We start from the raw sequence: 24,342 nt of genomic DNA on the forward strand, positions 1-24,342 counted from the left end.
TAATGTTCTTTCGGGAATGTTGTTCATTGGCTGTCTCCCGCCGTCAGCGTGGCGAGCTGACCGGCAATGATTTTTTTGAGTTCAGGAATGCATGAGCCGCAATTTGTGCCGCATTTTAGTTTTTCGCCAAGCTGTTGCACGCTGTGACATCCCTGGCGGACGGCTTCAGTGATCGGGATTTCCCCCACGGAATAACAGCTACAAATGATGGCACCGGCGGGCGCTTTATCACGGCCTGCACGGCCTGCCAGCAACGCCAGACGCTGTTGCGCCGTGTGCGGCGGTGTGGTGAATGCCGCCAGCACCGCCTGCCGGTCGGGTGACGGCGGCCTGCGGCGGGCATAGAACGCCAGTTGTAACGCGCCGTCAGACCAGGCCAGCAGGCTGAAACCGTCATCGCCCAGTTGCGCGGTCTGGCAGAGCAGGTTGTCCGTGGCGTAAGATTCCTTCAGCCACGCCATCCAGTCTGCCGGTAGCGAAGAGTCGGCCAGCGTAAAGTGGGTCACACCCGGCTGGGTGATCAGGCTCCAGTAAGTGGTCACCGGTGGCGTAATATTTTCACCACGCACAAACAGTTCGGCCTGCCACGCGGCAGGCCAGCGGCTCAGGCTGACCGGCATATGTTTGCTTTCCGGCTGTCCCGACAGCGGATCAACATGCGCTTCAATCAGTGCATCGACCCGCGCCTGCTGGCTGAACTGGCTGTTCCAGTGCATCGGCACAAACACGCTGCCGCGCGGTTGCAGATTGTCGGGTTGGGCGCGCAGCAACAACCAGCCGTGCGAGGAGGCAACGCGTACCAGATCACCGGGCTGGATCTGCGGCGCGTCATCAGGATGAAACTGACAAAACGGCTCGCTGATGTGCTGCATCAGACGCGCTGACTTACCGGTGCGCGTCATCGTGTGCCACTGGTCGCGGACCCTGCCGGTATTCATGATCAGCGGATACGCCGCATTCGGCGAATTTACCGGCAGCCTTGGCGTGATGGCGATCAGTTTCGCTTTGCCGTCAGGGTGAAAGAACCGGTTATCCGTAAACAGCCGCGCCGTGCCCTGCGGATTGGCGGCATTCACCGGCCACTGCACAGGCTGCAGGGTGTCCCACTCCTCATCCGAAAGCTGCGCCAGCCCGCTGATATCAAACGCCCGCGAACCGTGATTTTCAAAACCGGAAAGCGCAGCATGTTCGCGGAAAATTTCTGCCGGATGCTGATACGAAAATGCCTCTGCAAACCCTAAACGCTGCGCGACCTGACTGAGGATCCACCAGTCTGGTTTCGCCTCACCCGGTGCAGGCAGAAACGCCCGCTGGCGTGAAATACAACGTTCAGAATTGGTCACGGTACCGTTTTTCTCGCCCCAGCCCAGCGCGGGCAAGCAGATATGCGCGGCACGGGTGGTATCGGTGTCGCGTATAATGTCGGAGACGATCACCAGCGGGCAGCGCGCCAGTCCGGCCCGTACCCGGTCGGCATCCGGCAGCGACACCAGCGGATTGGTGCCCATGATCCACACCGCTTTTATCCGGCCTTCTTCCACCGCGCGGAACAACTCCACGGCGTTCAGTCCGGCTGATTGTGTGACGTTGTCACTCAGCCAGAACCGCCCCACGCGGCTGATATCTTCCGGCGTAAAGCCCATGTGCGACGCCAGCTGATTCGCCAGTCCGCCGACTTCCCGTCCGCCCATCGCGTTCGGCTGACCGGTGATTGAAAACGGTCCGCACCCCTCGCGCCCGATATGGCCGGTCGCCAGATGCAGGTTAATAATGGCGTTGCATTTATCCACGCCGGAACCGGACTGATTGATCCCCATCGAATACAGCGTCACCAGCCGCTGGCTGTCGCCCAACATCTGATAAAACGCCAGCAACTGATCCACAGGCAATCCGCAATACGCGGCGGTACGCGCCACTGTCCAGTCCCGTGCCGCCCGCAATGCGTCTTCAGCACCCTGTGTATGGCGTTGCAGGAAAGCGGTGTCGAGTTTTCCGCTCTCCGCCATCGCGTTCAGCGCACCACAGAACAGCGCCGCATCACTGCCGGGGCGTAACGCCAGGTGCAAATCGGCGATATCACAGGTGGCGGTCTGGCGCGGATCGATAACAATAATGCGCATCTCCGGCCGGTCCTTTTTGGCCTGCGCCAGCCGCTGATACACCACCGGATGTGCCCATGCCGTATTCGAACCGGTCAGCAAGACGCAGTCGGCCCGTTCCAGATCCTGATAACTGCACGGCACCGCGTCGGCCCCGAACGCGCGTTTGTAACCCACCACGGCAGAGGCCATGCACAGCCGCGAATTGGTATCCATATTTCCCGCGCCGATAAAGCCTTTCATCAGTTTATTGGCGACATAATAATCTTCAGTCAGCAACTGGCCGGAACCGTAAAACGCCACAGCCTGCGGCCCCTGTTCGTCGATCACCGCCTGTAACCGCTGCGCGACCGTATCAAGCGCCCGCGTCCAGCTTACCGGCTGGCGGTCGATTTCCGGCTGTAACAACCGCCCCTGCAACCCCAGCGTTTCTCCCAGCGCGCTGCCTTTTACGCACAGTCGTCCGTGATTAGCCGGATGCGTTTTATCACCACGGGCGCTGAAACCCCCGGTCTGCGGTTCCATGCTGACGCCACATCCCACGCCGCAGTAAGCGCAGGTGGTCAGCGCCGGTGCTGTTGCCGGAGGTCTTTTCATACGCTGACCGTCGCAATGGTTTCAGCGGTTTTCACCCCCGGCTGTTCCTGCACCCAGACACGGCCATTTTCGACTTTCACCGGCCAGACGCTCAGCGCCAGTTGCGCGTCGTCCACGCTGCGCCCGTCGTGTAAACGGAAACGCTGTTTGTACAGCGGCGAAATCACCACCGGCTCGCCTTTCACATCGCCCACCAGCCCGCGTGCCAGCACATTGGCATCGCTGTCCGGCTCATGGTTACTCAGCGCGAAAACCTGCTGCGGATGCTCCGGCAAATGGAACAGCGCAATCTGCCGGTTAGCCAGCCGCGCCGCCATACCGGCATTGGCCGGAATGGCGCTGAGATCGCACAGCTCCACCCAGCCCTGCACCGCCATCACCGGCTGAGAAACGGCGCTGACGGAAATACCGGCGCGTTCCTGCGACGTCGCGGGGCGAACCTGCTGTCGCTCCGTCACCATCACCACCGCTTCATCCGGCTCGCTGCTGTTGACGAACGGACGGAACAGCGCCAGCCGGTCCGGATCTGCCAGCGTGGTTTGCCATTCGCACTGGTACGTGCCGACCACCGCGTTCATCTCACTTTCCAGTTCTGCGCCGATGTGCAGACTGTCTTCCAGCACCACCTGACGCAGGTAATCCATGCCGCCCTCGAGATTATCCATCCAGGTGCTGGTACGTTGCAGGCGGTCAGCGGTACGGATGTAAAACATCAGAAAGCGGTCTACGGTGCGGATCAGATCTTCCGTGCTCATGTCCTGCGCCAGTAAATCAGCGTGGCGCGGTTTCATGCCGCCGTTGCCGCACACGTACAGGTTCCAGCCCTTTTCGGTGGCAATCACGCCCACGTCTTTGCTTTGTGCTTCGGCGCATTCACGGGTACAACCCGAGACCGCCATTTTGATTTTGTGCGGGGAGCGCAGCCCCTTGTAGCGGTTCTCCAGTTGCAGCGCCAGGCCGGTGGAATCCTGTACACCGTAGCGGCACCAGCTTGAGCCGACACAGGATTTCACCGTGCGCAGCGATTTGCCGTAGGCATGACCGGTTTCAAAACCGGCGTCCACCAGTTGCTGCCAGATTTCCGGCAGTTGTTCGAGGCGGGCGCCGAATAAATCCACCCGTTGCCCGCCGGTAATTTTGGTGTAGAGGTTGTAGCGTTTGGCGACCAGACCGATGGCGATCAGCCCGTCAGGCGTGATTTCACCGGCCGGAATGCGCGGCACCACGGAATAGGTACCGTCTTTTTGAATATTGGCGAAATAACGATCGTTGGTGTCCTGCAACGGCAAATGCTGCGGTTTGAGCAGGTAATCGTTCCAGCAGGACGCCAGAATGGATCCCGCCAGCGGCTTGCAGATTTCACAGCCGCTGCCGTGACCGTGTTTCTGAATCAGTTCGGCAAAGCTGCGGATATTGCCCATGCGCACCAGGTGATAAATTTCCTGACGGGAATAAGCAAAGTGCTCGCAGACGTCTTTTTTCACTTCAACGCCCATTTCGGTGAGTGCGAATTCCATCACCTGTTTGGTCAGCGCTGCACAGCCGCCGCAACCTGTCGCCGCCTTAGTGCAGGCTTTGACCGCCGCCATATCGCCGCAACCGCCCTTCACCGCGTCACAGATATCTGATTTGCTGACGTTATGGCAGGAACAGATTTGCGCACCGTCCGGCAATGCCGCGACGCCCAGCGTTTGTGGCGCTGCACCGGCGCTGGCGGGCAGGATCAGGTTTTCCGGACTGGCGGGCAGCGGCATATCGTTAAGCATCATCTGCAAAAGCGTGCTGTATTCGTTGCTGTCGCCGACCAGCACCGCGCCGAGCAGGCGTTTGCCGTCCTGCGAGACCACGATTTTTTTGTACACTTCCGCCGGACCGTCGACCCAGCTATAACTCTGACTGCCCGGCGTGCGGCCATGTGCATCGCCGACTGAGGCCACTTCTACGCCCAGCAGTTTCAGTTTGGTGCTCATGTCCGCGCCTTTAAACGCCACCTCGCTGCCGGAAAGCGTATCGGCCAGCGTGCGCGCCATCTGATAGCCGGGGGCGACCAGACCGAAAATCTGCCCGTTCCACAAGGCACATTCACCGATAGCAAAAATGGCCGGATCAGAGGTACGACACTGATCGTTAATCACGATACCGCCACGCGGCCCGACCTCCAGCCCGCACTCTTTTGCCAGCTGATCCCGCGGACGGATACCGGCGGAGAACAGCACCAGATCGGTCTCGAGATGACCGCCGTCGGCAAACTCCATGCGATAACGACTGGCTTCTCCGGCCACGATAGCGCGGGTTTCTTTGCCGGTATGGACCTGCACATCCAGCGCTTCAATTTTACGGCGCAGCATCGCCGCACCGCCTTCATCAAGCTGAACGCCCATCAGCCGTGGGGCGAATTCCACCACATGCGTTTGCAGCCCGAGATGTTTCAGGGCGTTTGCGGCTTCCAGCCCCAGCAAACCGCCCCCCACCACCACACCGGTTTTGCCGGTGGCAGCGCAGGCCTGAATCGCCGCCAGATCGTCCAGCGTGCGGTAAACCAGGCAGCCCGGCGCATCGTTGCCCGGAATTGGCGGGACAAACGGATAAGAACCGGTCGCCAGCACCAGCAAATCGTAAGCCGTCTGCCGCCCCTGATGATCGACCACAAAACGGTGACGGGTATCGATATGACCGATGCTGTGCCCGAGGCGCAGTTCAATGCCGGTCGACGCAAAGAAACCCTCTTCTACGACCGACAGCGACTCCGCGCTGCGACCGGAGAAAAACTCGGACAAATGCACCCGGTCGTAGGCCGGTGATTTTTCTTCCGCAAACACAATTACCTGATATTGCAGATGCAGTTCACGCTCGACCAGTTGTTGCAGAAAATGGTGGCCAACCATGCCGTGTCCGGCCATGACTAATACGGGTTTCGACATTGCAGTGCTCCTCGTTACCTCGGCGGGTAACTGTTCTGATTTAATGGCCGGTTCATCGCCGGGGCTGAATATGCTCAATGGCGTCTGGCAGTTGGCGGGATGGCTGATGCGGGCGAAATATTCCGGTCCGTCGCTGATATCACCCCACAGCAACACGCCGGTGAGCCGGTTATCACGCAGCAACAGGCGGCGGTAATGACCGTCAACCGGGTCAGATACCGTGTGAATTTGTGCGCCGTCGCCGCCATGCAGTTCACCGGCACAGAACACGTCAATGCCGGTCACTTTCAGGCGCAGCGGCACCGTGTGCATCACCGGAGAAACCACCGGTGCACCGGCCAGACGGGCCGCCAGCGCCTCAGCCTGTTGCCAGCACGGCGCGACCAGACCGGCGGTCAGTTCCCCCTGCTGACAACATTCGCCGATGGCCGAAATAGCCGGGTCGGAGGTTTGCAGCGTGTCGCTGACCAGAATGCCGCGATCACAGTCCAGTCCGGCGGACTGCGCCAGGGCAATCTCGGGCCGGACACCGGCGGCTACCACCACGCGTTGCGCGGGAATTTCACGCCCGTCGCTGAGCCTCACCGCCCGTACATTCCCGGCAGGGTCACCGGCATAGGCCACGGTCTGCGCCTGTAAAATGGACGTAATGCCGCGCGTGGCGAGGCTGGCGCGAAGCAGTTCTGCACTATGTTCATCGAGCTGGCTGTCCATCAGATGGTTGCCGCGATGCAACAGGCTGACCTGCATGCCCCGCAGCGCCAGTGCGGCAGCGGCTTCCACGCCTAATACACCGCCGCCCACCACCACGACCGGTTGTCCGGCGTAATCTCCGCTGAGGATGTTTTCCACATCCTGCTGCTGACGGAAACCGTGAATACCGCGCAGTTGTGCGCCCGGCACCGGCAGCATAAAAGGCCGCGAACCGGTGGCGAGCACCAGATGGTGATAGTCAAACATCTGCCCGCCAGCCCGTACCCTGCGGGCAGTGCGGTCAATTTCTGTCGCCGCCGCACCGGCGATAAACGTGACATTGTGACGTTTGTACCACTGCGCATCATGAGTCACGATGTCATCGAACTGTTTTTCACCGGCGAGCACCGGCGTGAGCAGAATGCGGTTATACGCAGGCTGTTTTTCTTCGCCGATGATCACAATGCGGTAACGCTCCGGCGCACGCTCGCACAGCCGTTCCACCAGCCGCACGCCCGCCATTCCGTTGCCAATCACTATCAGAGTGGGTTTATCCATTGTGCTTATCCCGCCTGCTGAATCAGGCAACTGACCGGTGTTTTTCATACAGGAACTGCAGCACCTGCTGACGGTACTGGTGGAACAGGTGATCGTTCGCCAGCGCCAGCCGTGAGCGCGGACGCGCCAGTTCTACCTGCAACACGTCGCCGACTTTCGCTGCCGGGCCGTTGGTCATCATCATTACGCGATCTGAAAGCAATACCGCTTCGTCCACGTCGTGTGTGATCAGCAAAATCGTGGTTTTCAGGCGCGACTGAATCTCCATCACCGCATCCTGCAAATGTGCACGGGTTAACGCATCGAGCGCGCCGAAAGGTTCATCCATCAGCAACACTTTCGGTTTCATCGCCAGCGCACGGGCGATGCCCACCCGCTGTTTCATACCGCCGGAAATCTCACCCGGACGTTTGTCAGCCGCATGCCCCATGTGCACCAGATCGAGGTTGTGCGAAATCCAGTCACGCATTTCACTTTTACTCATCACCCCTTTAAATACCTGATTCACCGCCAGCGCCACGTTCTCAAAAGTGGTCAGCCACGGCAGCAGTGAATGGTTCTGAAACACCACGCCGCGTTCCGGGCCGGGGCCGGTGATTTCCTGGTTATCACACAGCAACACGCCTTCCGTCGGGCGACTCAGCCCGGCAATCAGATTCAGTAAGGTGGATTTTCCGCAACCTGAATGACCAATCAGGCTGACCGTTTCGCCCTGCGCAATATCAAAGCTGACGTTGTCGAGCGCCAGAAACTGCCCTTTCGCGGTCGGGAAACTCTGGCTGACGTTCTGCACGCGGATAATGGCTTTGTCGTTTTTCATCTCAGGCTCCTAACGGTTGTCGTAACTGAATCGGCGGGCAATGGCCATCAGCCCCTGCTCCAGCACCATGCCCACCACGCCAATCAGCAGGATGGCGATAATGATGTTTTCCACGTTGAGGTTGTTCCATTCGTTCCAGATCCAGAAACCAATCCCGACACCGCCGGTGAGCATTTCGGCGGCAACAATCACCAGCCAGGCGATACCAATCGACAGACGCACACCGGTGAGGATGTAAGGCAGTACCGCCGGAAACAGGATCTTGCGCATCACGGTGAATTCGCTGAGTTTCAGCACCCGCGCGACGTTGAGATAGTCCTGCGGAATACGCATTACGCCCTCAGCCGTATTGAGGATCATCGGCCAGATCGAGCAGATAAAAATGGTCCACGCCGAGGCGGGTTCCGCGCGCTGAAACAGCAGTAAACCGATGGGTAACCACGCCAGCGGACTGACCGGCCGCAGCAATGAAATGATCGGATTGAGCATGCTGGCGATAAAACTGAAACGCCCGATCAGGAATCCGGCAGGAATGCCGATCAGTGCCGCCAGCCCGAAGCCCATCGCCACACGTTTGAGCGATGCCAGTACGTTCCAGCCAATGCCCATGTCGTTCGGTCCGGCGATGTAAAACGGATCGGCGAAAATCACTTTGGCCGCTTCCCAGGTTTTCAGCGGCGTCGGAAACCCTTTACTGCTGAGCGCGGCAATCTGCCACAGTGCGATCACGACGATGGCGCCCAGCAATGCCGGAATGGCTTTTTGCAACACGCGGTGCATCACCACGCGCAACCGGGCGAGGTAAGCCGTTTTGGCGGCGCGGACCGGCGGCGCGGCGTTCTGCGTTACCGGGGCGATCGGTACAATTTCTGCACTCACCGGTTCGGTCAGCGCGATAACATTAGGTTTTGAATTCATGGACATCGGCGACCTCACTTAGCGTTTCATGGCAAAACTGTTGGCGTATTCAGCAGGGTTACTGCCGTCCCAGACTTTCCCGTCCATCAGCGTGCTGCTGCGCATATCCCCGGACGGCAGGTTGATGCCGCCGACCGCCGTCGCCGCCTGTTTGTAGACGTCAATGCGATTGATTTTTTTGGCCACCGCCAGATAGTCCGGATCTTTGTCCAGCAATCCCCAGCGTTTGTGCTGGGTCAGGAACCACATGCCGTCGGAGAGATACGGGTAGTTGACTGCGCCGTCGTTGAAGAAGCGCATGCTGTGGGCATCTTTCCACTTTTTGCCCAGTCCGTTTTCGTAATCACCGAGCATCCGCCCCTGAATCGTTGCCACCGGCGTATTGATGTAGGCGCGTGCGGCGACGACCTGCGCGGTTTCGGTACGGTTGGCATCGGAGGTGTCAATCCAGCGTGAGGCATCAAGCACGGCGGCGGTCAGCGCACGGGCGGCATTCGGATTGGCCGCGACCCAGGCTGACGTCGTTCCGAGAATTTTTTCCGGATGATCCGGCCAGATCTCCTGTGACGTGGCGGCGGTGAAACCGATATCGTCCTGTATGGCGCGCTGGTTCCAGGGTTCACCGACGCAGTAACCGCTCATGTTGCCGATTTTCATGTTCACCACCATTTGCGGCGGCGGTACGACCACGTTGCGCACATCGTTAAACGGGTGAATACCGGCGTTCGCCAGCCAGTAATACAGCCACATGGCATGCGTGCCGGTGGGGAATGTCTGCGCAAAGGTGTAGGTGCCTTTGGCGCTGGCATCGACCATTTTTTTCAGCGAAGCCGCATCGGTGACACCGGCCTGTTTCAGCTGATTTGAAAGCGTGATCGCCTGCCCGTTATTGTTGAGCGACATCAACATCGCCATGTCATGCTGCGGGCCGGACACGCCCAATTGCAGGCCATACACCAGCCCGTAAAGCACATGCGCGGCATCAAGTTCACCGGACACCAGTTTGTCGCGTACCGACGCCCAGCTTGATTCCTTGCTGGGGATAATTTTGATGCCGTACTTCTCATCAAACTTTTTCACTGCCGCCATCACCACGGACGAACAATCGGTCAGCGGAATAAACCCGACGCGGATTTCTTTTTTCTCGGGCGCATCTGAACCGGCCGCCCAGACGCTGTTCATAAAGCCCGGCATCATCATGCTGCCGCCCAGCACCGCACTGCCGGCAATAAAGCGGCGGCGGGAGAATTGCCCCGGAGTTTTTTTATCGTCTTGCGTCATTGCGGCTTCCTGTAATGTTGAAAAATGAGCAAAAAAAAAGCGTCCTGTCAGCGCTCAGTTTCCTGAACGCTGACGGACGCCTTTATCCGTAATCCTGACTAAACCGCCATTGGTTTAGTCCTTATGTTGTAAAACAATGCAGCTTGTATGCCAACTTCGCGCATCGCAATAAAATCAGCCGGTTAGCGCATTTCCCGCACTCGCCTGACCGCCTGGTGCACCGCCACAGCACGCTGTGCACATCACAATGGCACACGGACAGTGCAGATACTCCTTAGGGATTAGTCGCCTTTCTTCCCTAATACAGCCGATACCGCAAGCATCGCTTCGGCAATCTCCGACAGCTTCTTGTTCTGGTTCATCGCCATATCACGCAGAGTTTTATGCGCCTGCGGTTCGGTCAGGCCGTGGTGTTGCATGAGCAACCCTTTGGCACGTTCCACCAGTTTTCGCTCAGCCAGTGTGGCGCGAAGCCCGGCCAGTTCGGCATCGAGCGCCTGTAACTGACGGGATTGCTGCTCGACCAGCTCCAGTACGCAACGGCTGAGCTGCGGCGGCATCAGCGCCGGATAATGCGACTCCTGCTGCGGCATTTCTCCGATATCTTGCTGCTGAAGGGCAAGCGACGCCTGCGCTTCGCGGATCCGCTCACGGCAGCACTCCATCAGAATGTCTTCCAGTAAATCTTCCACCACTTTCATGCCGTCAATACGCACCGTGGTCACCTCAAACCAGCGCAGCGCAGCATCCGGGCCGTCATCTGCCGGGGTGGTTCGGGTGCAGGCAATCCGGCGCAGGCGCTCGAACTCGCTGCTGTCGGCGCTCAGTTGTTGTTGCCACAGCGCCAGACAGCGGACATCGGCAAATTCCCTGAAGGTTTGAAAACACCGCTCCTGACCTTCGATCAGATCTAAAAGCAACTGATGCGTCACGTCATCGAAGTGCCGCGCGGCAAACCCTGCAGCGCCTGATGCACGCTCCTGTCCGGCCAGTTCCTTACCCTGCATAAAGCTAAACATCGCCAGTAACGCCCGTGAAATGGACGGGTCACCCGAAATATCGGCGGCTTCAAATACCAGCGCCAGGTGCGTGCGGATAACCTCGCTGTACTGACGCATGGCTTCCGGCTGGCTGATATCCAGCGCCCGCACCTGACGGCGCAGCACCGGCAATGTGCTGAGGCTGTGTAAGACGGCAGCGATACGGCTGAACAGACGCGGCGCATTGCCCATGCTCTGTCCGTTAAGATCCCGCGCAAGCAACTGCTGGTCCACCGCCTGTTCCGCCATCTGGACCTGTAACGCCCGCTCACTCAGTTGTTCCGCCCACAGTTCGCCGTGCGAACATAAATAGATGTTCGCCGTGCCCCGCTCACGTTGCAGCACATGGATCAGCTGGCTGACCGCGCCAACCAGCTTGCCCATCTCCAGCAGTTGTTGCAGGCAGATGATTTCACTTTTTTTCGATGCCAGTACGAAACTAAGGGCAGAAAGGGACATGGAGGAACCTGATATCAGACAGAGGTTGATCAGGTTAAGCAAGAAGTGTGCCGGAGATGAAATACCGGTGCAGGTAGCCTGTCCCCGCGCGTATTGATGATTACAACGTCTCAAGTACGCGGCAGGCTATCTGGTTGAGTTCGATAAATTCAGGCCAGCTATATTGCTGCTGATAATTCAGTAAAAACTGTTTTTCGACCTGACATATCAGCGGGCGCTGGTCATAAACCTTACATTGGCGGCGGGTATCATCGTAGTGACGGCAGGCACCGTCACCGCGATCGAGATAGCGCGTTTCCTCTGCCCGATGAACATGGCGGCAACAGGCACCGCACTGATTACAGGGAAAAGATGGCGTCAGACTCATAAAGAACTCAGCCAGCTTCGGGTGGATTGTGCATTTCCGGCCTCAAAAGGCAGGCTGATATTGCGTTTCTCCGCCTCTGCTTTCAGCAGCAATCCGCGGCAAATTTCATCATTGATCAACCCTAAATGTCCGGTAAATGCGGCAAGTTCATCCGCATCCATAGCAAACTCAATCCGGGTTAATTCCAGAATATAACGATCAAGCTCCGCATTCACATTCTGGAAATAGTCTACCGCTTTCTGATACTTATCCTTGAATCTGTCGAGGAATGCCCATAGTTTTTGCATCAGAGCACTGCTTTCCAGAAAATAATTCATGGTCAGCGTGAGGATCCCCGTCGCCAGTGCGCTGCAAAATGCAGCAAGTTCAGGGCCGAACGGGAACAGAAATACGCTCGCCAGATATTCATTAATCAGCACACCCGTTACGACGGCAATTCCCGCGGCTATCACGCGACTCGCTGCTTTGGCCTGCTGGCCTGGCGGCAGATTATCCGGATTGAACACCATGATTTTGAATGCCTGAACCAGATTATTCCACATCTCGCGAATCAATCTGACCAGCATCTTTTTCGTAGTGAAAACAATGTTAAACAACGCCGTGGTGATAGCCGACAGCACGCCACCCAATACGCCGTCTTTAAAGGCCGTGAGAAAATCACGAAATTTTGCTTTTACCCGTTCCCATGCGGCGACCAATGTTTCACCGATATCACCCAGGAATTCTCTGGCATCAAAGCGTTTACGCTGGCGGGCATAGAGGGAAGGGATGCGTTCGTGAACTTCAAACCAGACCTCTGCGAGGATAAGCCCCAGCATCTGACGGCTTCCCATCCGCAATCCGGTTGATAACGACGCACTGGCGACATTCAGGGCAAATTTGCTGCTGGTGTAATAGCTGAGGTTGACTTCTGATTCATAACGCCCCCGTGCTTTTTCATCTGCTTTCTGCATCCGTTCAAAATCTGCTTTAGACTTATTTTCCAGACTTTGCAGGCGCTTCTGCTGTTTCTCCGTCAGCACCGGCTGACTTTTTAAGGTCGCGATTTCCTGCTGATTAACCTGATATTCCTTTTGCAATTTTTTCACGAAATCCGACATCGGCTGTGCTTTTTTAGAAGTGTTTAGCGTTGCTCCGGTCGGCGTCAGATTGCTGTCATCATTGGCCAGATCGGCTCCGTTCAGTTCTGACAAGATCCGACCCGCATCATGATGAATTTCGTTGGCGGCAATAATATGGTCAAGATGCACCTTGTCATTGGGCTTTAGCGTTTCGCCCGTGTAGCTGTCCGTTAATGTCCCGGCTTTGCGCTGCGCACTGACGCTGGCGTTGTTTTTTTTATAGTTTGCATGTTGATGGTAGACATCAGGATCATAGGCTGCACGGTTTTCATACCGCGTGCGTTCTTCTTCAGTAGCGTAAATCCCCTTTCGGACATTTTGAATCGTATTAACATCACCGCCGTCCTGATCTTTAAGCAGCAGAAAATCAAGGCCAAATGATGTTGCGAGACTTTTCACCACAGTCTCATGTAATTCCTTTCCCCAATCTATTTCCTGCGTCGCCATAGGATAATGCCACCTGTTGTATAAATAGCCACTCTGAAAAATACCGGGCACGCAGGCCCGGTCAGTTTTAAGCTTTTAAGGTATATTTCGCGCTATCCACTTCGGATTTAGCCAACGCCTTATCCAGTGCGTGTTTATTCAGCACGTTGATCCCATCCGTATCGGTCTGCAATTGCACGACACCGTTCTCAATAACAGCTTCATTTTTTTCATTGGTCACTGGTTTAAATAACGGCGTGGTAATGACATCAGTCATAATAGCCGCCAGCATGTAACCATTCTCAATCATACGCAGACATTCTTCAGAGTCTTCAATAGCATCCTGAATATTGTTATTACGACGCTCGAGAATTTTCTGATGCATTTCTTTCAGCGGGGTGAAATAGGTCGCAAAAAGGGTGTGAAGCTGAGACAAGGAAGTATAAATAGAATCAACATATTTATTCACCACTTTAAGATGCGACTCGGCCAGATTCATTTTATCTACGGCAGATCTCACCTGACGGGCGACATCCTGTGCATTTTCCAGTGCTTTCTCCGCATGTGCCGCATAAGCCCAGCCGGCGATCATCAGGATGGGTGCAACCACCGCGCCGCCCAATACCATCGCCCCACCGGCCATACCCCAACCGCCTGCCGCCAGCGAGCCTCCGCCAATGGCAGCCATCGTGGCATTATAGGCTGCTGCACCTGAGAGTGCTGCGATAGGTGTGCCGGTGGAGGCCGCCGCAAACGCCACGACACCACTGTAAACAGCGAATCCGGCCGCTGCACCTGATGTTCCGGCCCCCACAACAGTTCCGAGATATTCGGTCGCCGAAATAGCCAGCTTCTCAATCTTGTTTAAACGATGCTGTGGTATTTCCAGACGCAACTGGGTATGGCCGTCTTGCTCCATTTTTGCCAAAAGTTCTTTAGCTATGGTGTCAAACTCGCGGAATTCCTCGCCAATTCTTAATTCTTTTTTACCCAGGCGTTCAAGTTTGCGGGAAGCGTCATCATTGACGATATCGAAGGCTTTCTTGCGACTGTCATAGCGATTTTTAGCCCCCTCAAGGATCTCATTGGCTTCAGATTTGTCCTGATAGCCTTTGTACGCTTTTTTACCGCCGACGGCAGTTGCAATTGCTGCGGCACCTAAAATGATTAGAGGAATTGCCATAATACATCTCCATTGTTATTTAAATTATTTTGCCTCTGCGGGCAGTAAGGATTTTTCAGCTGAGGACAGGTAGCCTTTTAATAAACGGAAAAGCGCATCCCTGAGCCAGAAAGGTTCAAGAATTTCTATCTCAGGCAACCAGAAAAGTATCAGCGGTAATATTTGATTTTCATGCGCAGCCCGGCAACTCACGACAACACCATTTCCGTCATCCTGAAGCATTTTCTGTTCAGGCAGTAAGTCACGTCTTTTGAAATAATGAGCATGGCGTCCTTTCACATGAAGTTTCACGTCAAAGCCTTCCCGGCTAATCCAGGGATCCTGACTGCTTTCCAGTAAAGCCATTACCGTAATATCGGGAATAAAGGTTTCTTTTTTAATATCCAGCCACTCGATCTGACTCAGTGAAAAAGATTTCAGCTTCCCTTTATCTGTCGCCTGTAAATACCAGATATTGTGCTGATTGATAAGCCGGTACGGGTGGAGTTCCCGGTCTTTACCTTTATAGGTCAGTTTACAGAGATTCCGCTGTCTGATGGCTTTCTCGATGGCCGGGAAATGACGACGAAGATCGGCCTTTAACGTATGTTCAGGGCTGGCATTCTGAATGCTGATATGTTTTTCGTTCAATCGGGCATCGAGATACTGCCAAAAATCACTTCCACGTTCGGGGAAGTAACTGTCAGCCTGCAAAAATTTTGCCAGCGAATGATGCAAATTTTCCGTTTGTGTCGATTGCAGGGCGGATGAAAGCCGGTATTCACCTTCGCCACAGTGCTCAATGACCGTCGACAGTGCATTCAAATCACGATAGACCGTCCGTTCAGTGATTGAGAATTTCTCCATAAGCGAATTGCGTTTAACAACGCCATTCAGGTGTAGCTCCGTTAATATATCAACCAGCCGCTCCGCCGAGCGGCATTTTACGCGACGCGCCATCGTTTAATCCTAAAGCTACAGTGAGGTGATGTGGTGATTATCCATAACTCACTGACAGGGTTTGTCAGTCACCCATTCGGTATTTCTCTTTTATCGCCCGTTTTTGACAAAACTTAAATTTTTAGGGGAATTCATCACGAAAAAATATGAACAACTTAATGAAGTAAAAAAAAGTCCGTCAGCACGCAGTTTCCCGGATGCCAACGGACGCCTTTTCTTTCAAATTTCGGCCTGTAACATGGAAACATAATGCTGTTTCAGCAGCATAATAATTCAGCATGTCAAAACCTGAATAATCAACCTGTACTCTTAATGCGCGTTAAACGGCGGACCAGCTCCATTTCGGCGCGCCGGAACGGAATGCCGTATTCGTCGAGCACATCGTGAAACCATAAATGGGCATAATCGTGATTGCCCTTGCGCACCGAGGGCCACGGCAGCGTGGTCTGGGTTTTACCGCGCACTAATCCCCACTGATAACAGCCCGCATTGAACGCGCTGAACAGCGGCAGTTGCTCCTCAAACACGCTGCCGACATGGCGCGCCAGCCATTCGGTACATAACATCGGGCGGTTGAATTTCTGCCAGAAACGCAGTGTCTGTAAAAGTTTCGGCGTCGCGACATACGCGTGAAAACTGATGACGTCAGAAAGTTCAGCCGCCGCCACATCGATGGGATGGGTGAAAAACTCGCTTTCCGGCTGGTCCGGATCCTGTGAACAATGCCAGGCACCGACGGTCAGCGGCTGGACGGGATCTTCCCCGCGCGCCCAGACAAATGCCTTATGCATCAGTTCCAGCGCAAACCCTTCCAGTTTTTCGTCATACATCGTTTCTTCCAGTCCGGTGGCGAACGTGCCACGGTTACCCGGTTCGTTGTACAAATCCCAGATGGCAATACGGTCGTCGGTGCGGAAATGACGGATGATGTCGCGCACATAAATCTCCACCTCCGGCCACATATCGCGGTTGCAGACCACATCCCGCCCCGGACTGGCAGCCGCCTGACTGTTATGTTTGCCCGGTTCCGGTGCTTTTTGCGGCCCGAGGAACGGCTCATCGCCGGAGAATCCGCAATCGTCCATCAGCGTGAGCATGACCCTGATGTCATGACGACTGGCAATACTGAGAAACTGATCGATGCGCGCCAGCAAACCGTCGCGATCGGCCTGCCAGACGATAAACGGCAGATTGATGCGCAACTGGTTGTAACCCGCTTCCTGTGCCCAGCCGAGTTCCTGATCAATCACCGGCGCATCAAAAGTTTCACGCTGCCACAGTTCGGTCCAGTTAACCGCCGTGCGCGGCAGATAATTAAATCCGCAAATCCAGCCCTGTTGCTCACTCCACGCAGCCGCCTGTTCCCTGCTCCATTGCTTTTTCATTCATCACTCCTGATGTTAAAATGCATTAACTCATATTATTCGCTGCTTTTTATTACCTGCGAACAATAGCTGCAATTTGCATGCTCAGGTTCTGCAATTAAGATCACACTCTTTTTACCTAATTTGCTGAGCCAACAGGAAAATTCCCCCGCGTGACAGAGGGTGAAATTAAAATAGAATTAATGGAGAAGGAGAAAAGAATAGCAGAGTGGATGCAATGGGATAATTATATTGCATGTTTGTTACAGGAAATAATAACGTTAAAACTATAATAAATAATGACGAAAATAACTTCAGTAAATGAAATGATTAATTAATACCTTCCGGTAACGGGGAATACCCGGTCTGCGGATATTCCCCGTTACAGCATTAGCCCAGATCCCCCCCGTTACTGGCAATCACTTTCTTGTACCACCAGAACGATTTCTTTCTCTTTCTTTCCAGCGTGCCATTACCGGCATCGTCGCGGTCAACATAAACGAAGCCATAACGCTTGCTCATTTCACCGGTCGAGGCGGAGACCAGATCGATACACCCCCATGAGGTGTAGCCGATCAGCGGAACGCCATCGGTGATCGCTTCACCCATCGCGCGGATGTGCTCACGCAGATAGCTGATGCGGTAATCGTCATTGATTTCGCCCTGCGCGTTGATTTCATCTTTCGCGCCGAGGCCGTTTTCGACCAGGAATAACGGCTTCTGATAGCGGTCGTACATCATGTTCATGGTGATGCGCAGACCGAGCGGATCGATGCCCCAGCCCCATTCGCTGGCCTCGATGTACGGATTTTTCAGCGATTTAACAATATTCGCCGCGCTGCTGTTGTTGTCGTTCATGTCTGCTGACGCACAACGCGACGCGTAGTAACTGAACGAGACAAAATCGACGGTGTTTTTCAGGATGTCGTCATCGCCCGGCTCAGTCACGACGTTAACGCCCTTTTCGGCAAAGACGCGACGGGTATATGACGGATATTCGCCACGCGCCTGCACATCGATGAAGAACAGGTTCTCGCGGTCTTTTTGCAGGGCCGCCCAGACATCAGCCGGTTTACAGGTTTGCGGATAGAAATTCCCGCCAGCCAGCATACAGCCGACCTGATTCTCCGGGTTCACTTCATGGGCAATTTTTGTCGCTAAAGCACTGGCCACCAGCTCATGGTGCGCCGCCTGATATTTCACCTGCTCCTGATTTTCGCCCTCTTCAAAGACTAAACCGGCACCGGAGAACGGGCTGTGCAGCAGGATGTTAATTTCGTTGAAGGTCAGCCAGTATTTCACCAGCCCGTCGAACGCTTCAAAACAGGTACGCGCATAGCGGGCGAAAAACTCCACCATTTTGCGGTTACGCCACGAGCCGTATTCGATGACCAGATGCATCGGCACATCAAAATGGCACAGCGTCACCAGCGGTTCGATGCCGTACTTTTTGCATTCCGCAAATACGTCACGGTAAAACGCGATACCTTCCTCGTTCGGCACCTGCTCATCACCGTTCGGATAAAGACGGCTCCAGGCAATTGAGGTACGGAACACGGTAAAGCCCATTTCTGCCATCAGCGCGATGTCTTCTTTGTACCGATGGTAGAAATCAATCGCCTGATGCGCCGGATAAAACTCGTCGTCTTTCAGGGAGAAACGTTTTTCCTGACCGGTTTTTACCGCCAGACGGTGCGCGCCATGCGGGATCATATCTACCGTGGTCAGCCCTTTGCCTCCTTCGAAACTGCCGCCTTCGGCCTGGTTTGCGGCAATCGCGCCGCCCCATAAAAAACCTTCAGGAAATGCTGATGCTGACATGTAAAATCCTCTCCTTTAATTTATTTAACTGCGCTTTGCGAAACCGCAAAGGAGGCGGAAGCCGTTGATTCCGGCGCTGTATTTTTTGGCGCCACGGTTTCCACCGGAATATCTTCAAATCCGAGCAGCAAGGTAGTGAAGAAGGAGATCACCACCGCGAGGACCATCACGCCCACCACCCAGACAATGCTCATCGGATTCGACGGGTCGAAGAACTGCACGCTGGTAAACAGCCCCGGCGACGCCATCGAATGGCTGGCGAGTCCGCCTAATCCCGCCACGCCACCGCAAATAAAGCCGCTGATTAAGCAGGCGATCAGCGGACGTTTCAGCCGCAGCGCCACGCCGTACAAGGCGGGTTCGGAAATCCCGGCGACAATCGCTGAAGCCGCTGCGGCCAGCGCAGTCTGACGCAGTTCCGGGTTTTTGGTACGCCACGCGACCGCCAGTGAAGAACCGCCCAGTGACAGGTTCGCGCCAATTTCGGACGGCATCACCATGCCCTCTTTGCCGGTTTCCGCGATGGTCTGAATAATGGTTGGCGTGAACACGCGGTGCATGCCGGTCATCACCAGCAGCGGCCAGGCCGCGCCCATAATGGCGACAGAAAGCCAGCCCAGATAACTGTGAACGGTATACACCACCGCTGAAATCCCGGTACCGATCCAGATGCCCAGCGGACCAATCAGCATGATGGCGATCGGTGCGGCAATCAGCATAATCAGCATCGGTTTGAGGAAGTTTTTAGTGACAACCGGTGTAATGCGATCGACCCATTTTTCAATGTAAGACAGCAGCCAGGTCATGCATAGCGCCGGAATAACGGTGTAGGTGTATTTCACCGCCGTGACGGAAATGCCAATAAATTCGACTTTCTGCCCCTGTGCCGCTTTCGCCATTAAATCGATAAATGCCGGATGGACAAGGATCCCGGCAATCGCAATCGCCAGCGACATATTGGTTTTAAATTTCACCGCTGCCGACGCCGCCACCATCACCGGCAGGAAGAAGAACGCACCGTCGCCGATGGTATTGAGGATCACCAGCGTGGAAGCGCCCTTGTCGAACACGCCGGTCATATCCAGGATCATCGCCAGCAGTTTCACCATTGAACCACCGATAATGGCCGGGATCAGCGGCGACATGGTGCCGATCAGCGCATCCAGAATGCCGGAGCCGATACGTTTCAGGGTGATTTTATTTTTCGACGGTGCGGCGCTGTCGTCACTGGCTGAGAAGCCTTCCGGCAGCAGTTTCAGCACTTCAGCGTACGCCTGAGAAACGTTGTTACCGATGATCACCTGGCACTGTTTTTCGTTGCGCACCACGCCCATCACGCCGGTAATGGCTTTCAGTGTGGCGGCATCAACAACAGATTCGTCATTCAGCACAAAGCGCAGGCGCGTCATGCAGTGTGTCACTGCCGCAACGTTCTGTGCGCCGCCGATGGCATCCACAATCGATTGTGATATTGCTGCAAAATTTTTAGACATGTGTACAACTCTCTCAGATTCATAGGGTTATGAATGTTTTTCAGAAGCCCTGGCTCCTGTGAAACCACTTTTTATGAACGTTATGCTTTTTTTATGAAAGGCTGTGAAACGATAGGTAACCGGTTTCATACGAGAATGTGCAGTTCCCTCTGTAACTTCAATAAAAAAATGCAACGTTGTTTTATTTTTGTGATGACGATCTCTCACTGTCGTTCTGTTATGCCAAAAACATCGTAAAACGGCTGAAATGTGTAGAATGACGCATCATTTTTCACTTTCAGGAAGCCCTGATGTCGACAATGCAGGAAGTGGCTAATAAAGCGGGCGTCTCCAAAGCCACCGTTTCCCGTGTACTTTCCGGTAAAGGTTATGTGAGCCAGGAAACCAAAGATCAGGTATTTAAAGCCATTGACGAAGCGGGATACCGGCCAAATTTACTGGCGCGCAATCTGGCGACCAGCAAGTCGATGTGCATTGGCCTGGTGGTGACCAACACGCTGTACAACGGCAATTATTTCAGTGAGTTAATTTCTCAGGCGGCAAAAAAACTCGACGCCAATGGCCGTCAGTTGATCCTGGTCGATGGCAAACACAGCGCCGAAGAAGAACGGGAAGCCATTCAGTTTCTGCATGATTTACGCTGCGACGGCATTATTATTTATCCGCGCTTTTTATCCGTTGATGAAATGGATGAGATCATCGATAAATATAAAAAACCGGTGATGGTGGTTAACCGTAAATTGCGCAAACATCAGAGCCATTGTATTTACTGCGACCACAAAGGTTCCGGTTTTAATGCCACACAGACCCTGATTGAACACGGTCACCATAATATTGCGTTTATCACCGGTTCCCTGGATTCCCCGACGGCGATAGAACGTCTTTCGGGTTATAAAGAGGCGCTCGCCGCAGCCGGATTGCCGGTCAGGGAATCGCTGATTGCGCAGGGAAAATGGTCGCCAGCCAGCGGCGCTGCCGCCGTGGAAACCCTGCTGATGACCGGTCAGACTTTCAGCGCAATTCTGGCCAGTAACGATGAAATGGCGATCGGCGCGATGAAAAAACTGAACGAAACCGGTATTGCCGTACCCGCACAGGTTTCGGTGATCGGGTTTGATAATATCCCGACCGCGCCGTTTCTTATTCCGGCGCTGTCGAGTGTAAAGGATCCGGTCAGCGATATGGTCAGTGAAGTCATCAGTCAGATTATTTCCATGCTCGATGGCGGTTATTTATCCCAACAGAATAAGTTTGTGTCTGAACTTATTTTGCGGGATTCGGTGACTGACGGACCCTGCGCCTCCATCAGCTTTCCCTAAACGCGGTTTAAATTATCCGTTAAACACAGCGGATTAAGCTTTATCCTGATTGTTGTTTCAATCCTGAGCGCCTTTAAGCGCCAAAGACTCAGCCGCACATTGTTGCGGCTTTTTTACATGCTGATTAACTGCTTGTAACGCATGAACATTATGTGCCTTTTTATTAAAGCCCCGAACTTACCTGCCGATAACATTCCCGTTAGTTAAAACCCAAATAACAGATTTCACTTAAGGCCGATCTTTTTGCTAAATACGCTTAAATTTAAGCACGTTAGAAGCAAAATTTGGCGAAGTAAGAATTTTCTTATGCTAACGTTTCACGGGCACATCACAGCAAAAATGCGTCGGGAACAGGCGCACTATTTAGCCGGACTCTGATTTGGACGGACCCCGTGCAGAGACGGCCAGCTATCAGGCAAAAAATATGAGTGAAGATTCTGATGTACTTTATCGATTGCTGGTTCAGCGCGTAGAAGACTATGCGATTTATATGCTGACTCCCGATGGCCATATTGCGAACTGGAATGCCGGTGCGCAGCGGGCGAAAGGTTATACGCCTGAAGAAGTTGTCGGTAAGCACTTTTCCTGTTTTTACACCGAAGAAGACAGACAAAACGGCTGGCCGCAACGCGGGCTGGAAACGGCGCGTTCCACTGGCCGTTACGAATCCGAAGGCTGGCGACAGCGCAAAGACGGCTCGCGTTTCTGGGCGCACATTATTATTGAAGCCTTACGCGAAGCCGGAGAAATCATCGGATTTGCCAAAATCACCCGTGATGTCACGGAGCGTCGTGAAACGGAAAAGGCCCTGTTGCAGGCCAAAGAACTGGCCGAATCCAACAGCGAGCAGCTCTCGTCCCTGTCACATTTCCTCAATACCGTGATCGCCAATATCCCGTCCTCGGTGATTGTCGAGAATGCCGTCTCGCGCGAAATTCTGCTGGTCAACCGCCAGGCAGAGCGTCTGCTGGGGATTCCCCGCGACAAAATGCTCGGTAAGCGCCCGCAGGATTGTATGGGCATCGGACTGAGCACCTTTATTAATAAGCAATCGGATGAATGTTTGCGCGCAGAAGGCCTGCACCGCAGCGAGCAGCAATTACTGACGGCTATTGGCGACCGGACGTTGCAGACCACCAGTTCGGTGATCCGCGGGCACGATCCTCAGACCAGCTACGTGATGATGATTGCTGATGACGTGACGGACCAACAGGCCGCCCACGCCCGTATTCACCACATGGCGCATCACGACAACCTCACCAGTCTGCCGAACCGCATTCTGTTCAGCCAGCGTCTCAGTGAAGCCTTGCAGCGCGACAGCTATACTCACAGCCACACCGCCACGCTGTGTCTGGATCTCGATAACTTCAAGAACGTCAATGACGCGCTCGGCCACCAGGTTGGTGACGAACTGCTGCGCGCGATAGCCAAACGTCTGCGCATGACGCTGCGCGATGACGACACGCTGGCACGCATCGGCGGTGACGAATTTGCCGTGGTGCTGCCGGGGCTGAAAGACATTTCTGCCGCGCACCAGATTTCCAAACGCCTGATTGAATCAGTACGTCCGCCAGTCATTATCGATGGCCATTCGTTATCCGTCGGCCTGAGCATCGGTATTGCGCTCGCCGGTTCGACGGAAAACACCCCCGATCAATTGCTGCGTTGTGCGGACATGGCGCTGTATGAAGCCAAACGTAACGGCCGCAACCGTTATGAAGATTTCCGCCTTGAGATGGATGCCGCCGCGCGCAAACGCCGGGTGGTCGAAATGGACTTACGCGACGCCATTACCTGTAATCAGTTGCGTCTTTACTACCAGCCGATCACCGATGCCCGTCACGATGCCGTAATGGGTTACGAGGCGCTCATGCGCTGGCATCATCCGGAAAACGGGCTGATCATGCCGGTCGATTTCATTCCGATTGCCGAAGAAACGGGGCTGATCCACAGTCTTGGCTCATTTGCGTTGCACGAAGCCTGCCGCGAAGCCGCAAGCTGGAAAGGCAGTCAGACGGTTGCCGTTAACCTTTCACCGATTCAGTTCAAAAACAGCGGGCTGCTGTCGGTGGTGGAATCAGCGCTGGAAGCCTCAGGGCTGGATCCGTCACGTCTGGAAGTGGAAATCACGGAATCGGTATTGCTCGATAACACGCTTGGCAATATCAGCACATTGCGGAAACTGAAATCGCTGGGTGTGCGGATTGCGCTGGACGATTTCGGCACCGGGTATTCGTCGCTGAGTTATCTGCGGTCTTTCCCGTTCGACAAAATCAAAATAGACCGGTCATTCATTAACGACATGCACGACAGCCGCGAAGCGCTGGCAATTATCCGTGCCATCACCGGCATGAGCCGCAGTCTGGACATTCAGACCACGGCAGAAGGTGTGGAAACCGACGAGCAATTCCGGCGTCTGAAAGAAGAAGGTTGTACGTTGTTCCAGGGGTATTTCTTCGGGCGCCCTCAACCCTCAGAGTCACGACTAACCGGGTTCGCACCTCTCTGATGATAGGTATTAAACACGGTTTGTGCCGGGAGTGATCGGGGGAACAGCGGTATATAAGCCTGTTATTTCTGACGATTGTTTTAGCTCCTCCCCCTGCGAAGGGGGAGGCTGGGAGGGGGTTTTAAGGGTTAACACCCGGTCAAAGTACACTTTAACTATCTGATTTTGCATTAATACCCCACCCCAACCCTCCCCTTCGCAGGGGAGGGAGCTGAACTGAATTCTCTGGCTCCCCTGCGGAAACTTCACCATTACTCACAAACTTGCAGACGAAACCACTGCCCGTGTCCGCTCCGGCTTGCGAATTATTCCTTAATACCCCGCCCGACCCTTTCCTTCTTTGGTAAAGCAACGAAATAGCGAACCATTAGCCAACTTATTCCATTTATTTGATCGGCTTCTCATCCCGCAAAA

Annotated in this window: 15 protein-coding genes; 2 read left to right on the forward strand and 13 right to left on the reverse strand. The window is 54.6% G+C overall.

The annotated features are described in order from the left end of the window. Positions 1-23 precede the first annotated feature (23 nt). From HGO41_RS06370 to ascF, 13 genes are all read right to left on the reverse strand, one after another. A complete protein-coding gene (locus HGO41_RS06370) occupies positions 24-2,696 on the reverse strand; it encodes a nitrate reductase (RefSeq protein WP_250980874.1) in 2,673 nt (890 codons plus the stop codon). Then, positions 2,693-6,868 (reverse strand): nitrite reductase large subunit NirB, encoded by a 4,176-nt coding sequence (gene nirB, locus HGO41_RS06375; protein ID WP_250980875.1) that lies wholly within the window; start codon positions 6,866-6,868, stop codon positions 2,693-2,695. Before nirB ends, HGO41_RS06370 begins: the two co-directional genes overlap by 4 nt. 22 nt (positions 6,869-6,890) lie before the next feature. Then, on the reverse strand, positions 6,891-7,688 hold the full coding sequence (locus HGO41_RS06380; protein ID WP_013575696.1) for an ABC transporter ATP-binding protein: 798 nt from the start codon (positions 7,686-7,688) through the stop codon (positions 6,891-6,893). Between the two features lie 9 nt (positions 7,689-7,697). Next, positions 7,698-8,612, reverse strand: a complete 915-nt coding sequence (gene ntrB / locus HGO41_RS06385) for a nitrate ABC transporter permease (protein ID WP_112198696.1) — start codon at positions 8,610-8,612, stop codon at positions 7,698-7,700. Between the two features lie 12 nt (positions 8,613-8,624). Continuing rightward, positions 8,625-9,887, reverse strand: coding sequence for a CmpA/NrtA family ABC transporter substrate-binding protein (locus tag HGO41_RS06390; protein ID WP_112152399.1), 1,263 nt, complete (start codon positions 9,885-9,887; stop codon positions 8,625-8,627). Between the two features lie 281 nt (positions 9,888-10,168). Further along, entirely contained in the window at positions 10,169-11,386 is a 1,218-nt protein-coding gene (locus HGO41_RS06395) for a nitrate- and nitrite sensing domain-containing protein (protein WP_250980876.1), read from the reverse strand. Positions 11,387-11,486: 100 nt separating this feature from the next. Next, entirely contained in the window at positions 11,487-11,753 is a 267-nt protein-coding gene (locus HGO41_RS06400) for a YkgJ family cysteine cluster protein (RefSeq protein WP_013575700.1), read from the reverse strand. Continuing rightward, positions 11,750-13,321, reverse strand: a complete 1,572-nt coding sequence (locus HGO41_RS06405; RefSeq protein WP_153375706.1) for a cobalamin adenosyltransferase — start codon at positions 13,319-13,321, stop codon at positions 11,750-11,752. Before HGO41_RS06405 ends, HGO41_RS06400 begins: the two co-directional genes overlap by 4 nt. A gap of 67 nt (positions 13,322-13,388) precedes the next feature. Further along, on the reverse strand, positions 13,389-14,483 hold the full coding sequence (locus HGO41_RS06410) for a hypothetical protein (protein ID WP_013575702.1): 1,095 nt from the start codon (positions 14,481-14,483) through the stop codon (positions 13,389-13,391). 24 nt (positions 14,484-14,507) lie between these two features. Continuing rightward, positions 14,508-15,422: a helix-turn-helix transcriptional regulator gene (locus HGO41_RS06415; protein WP_013575703.1), complete on the reverse strand. Its 915-nt coding sequence runs from the start codon at positions 15,420-15,422 to the stop codon at positions 14,508-14,510. A gap of 296 nt (positions 15,423-15,718) precedes the next feature. Next, complete coding sequence (locus HGO41_RS06420) at positions 15,719-16,807, reverse strand: glycoside hydrolase 5 family protein (protein WP_013575704.1); 1,089 nt, start codon at positions 16,805-16,807, stop codon at positions 15,719-15,721. A 369-nt stretch (positions 16,808-17,176) separates the two neighbouring features. Further along, on the reverse strand, positions 17,177-18,607 hold the full coding sequence (locus HGO41_RS06425; RefSeq protein WP_112152396.1) for a 6-phospho-beta-glucosidase: 1,431 nt from the start codon (positions 18,605-18,607) through the stop codon (positions 17,177-17,179). Between the two features lie 20 nt (positions 18,608-18,627). Further along, positions 18,628-20,100 (reverse strand): PTS cellobiose/arbutin/salicin transporter subunit IIBC, encoded by a 1,473-nt coding sequence (gene ascF, locus HGO41_RS06430; protein WP_241917108.1) that lies wholly within the window; start codon positions 20,098-20,100, stop codon positions 18,628-18,630. A 290-nt stretch (positions 20,101-20,390) separates the two neighbouring features. Between ascF and HGO41_RS06435 the strand changes: the two genes are divergently transcribed. After that, on the forward strand, positions 20,391-21,419 hold the full coding sequence (locus HGO41_RS06435) for a LacI family DNA-binding transcriptional regulator (protein WP_250980878.1): 1,029 nt from the start codon (positions 20,391-20,393) through the stop codon (positions 21,417-21,419). 424 nt (positions 21,420-21,843) lie between these two features. Further along, positions 21,844-23,928, forward strand: a complete 2,085-nt coding sequence (locus tag HGO41_RS06440; protein ID WP_013575708.1) for a putative bifunctional diguanylate cyclase/phosphodiesterase — start codon at positions 21,844-21,846, stop codon at positions 23,926-23,928. Positions 23,929-24,342 lie beyond the last annotated feature (414 nt).

Origin of the sequence: Rahnella sp. CG8 (assembly GCF_023701875.1) — a bacterium.
Taxonomy (GTDB): domain Bacteria; phylum Pseudomonadota; class Gammaproteobacteria; order Enterobacterales; family Enterobacteriaceae; genus Rahnella; species Rahnella aceris.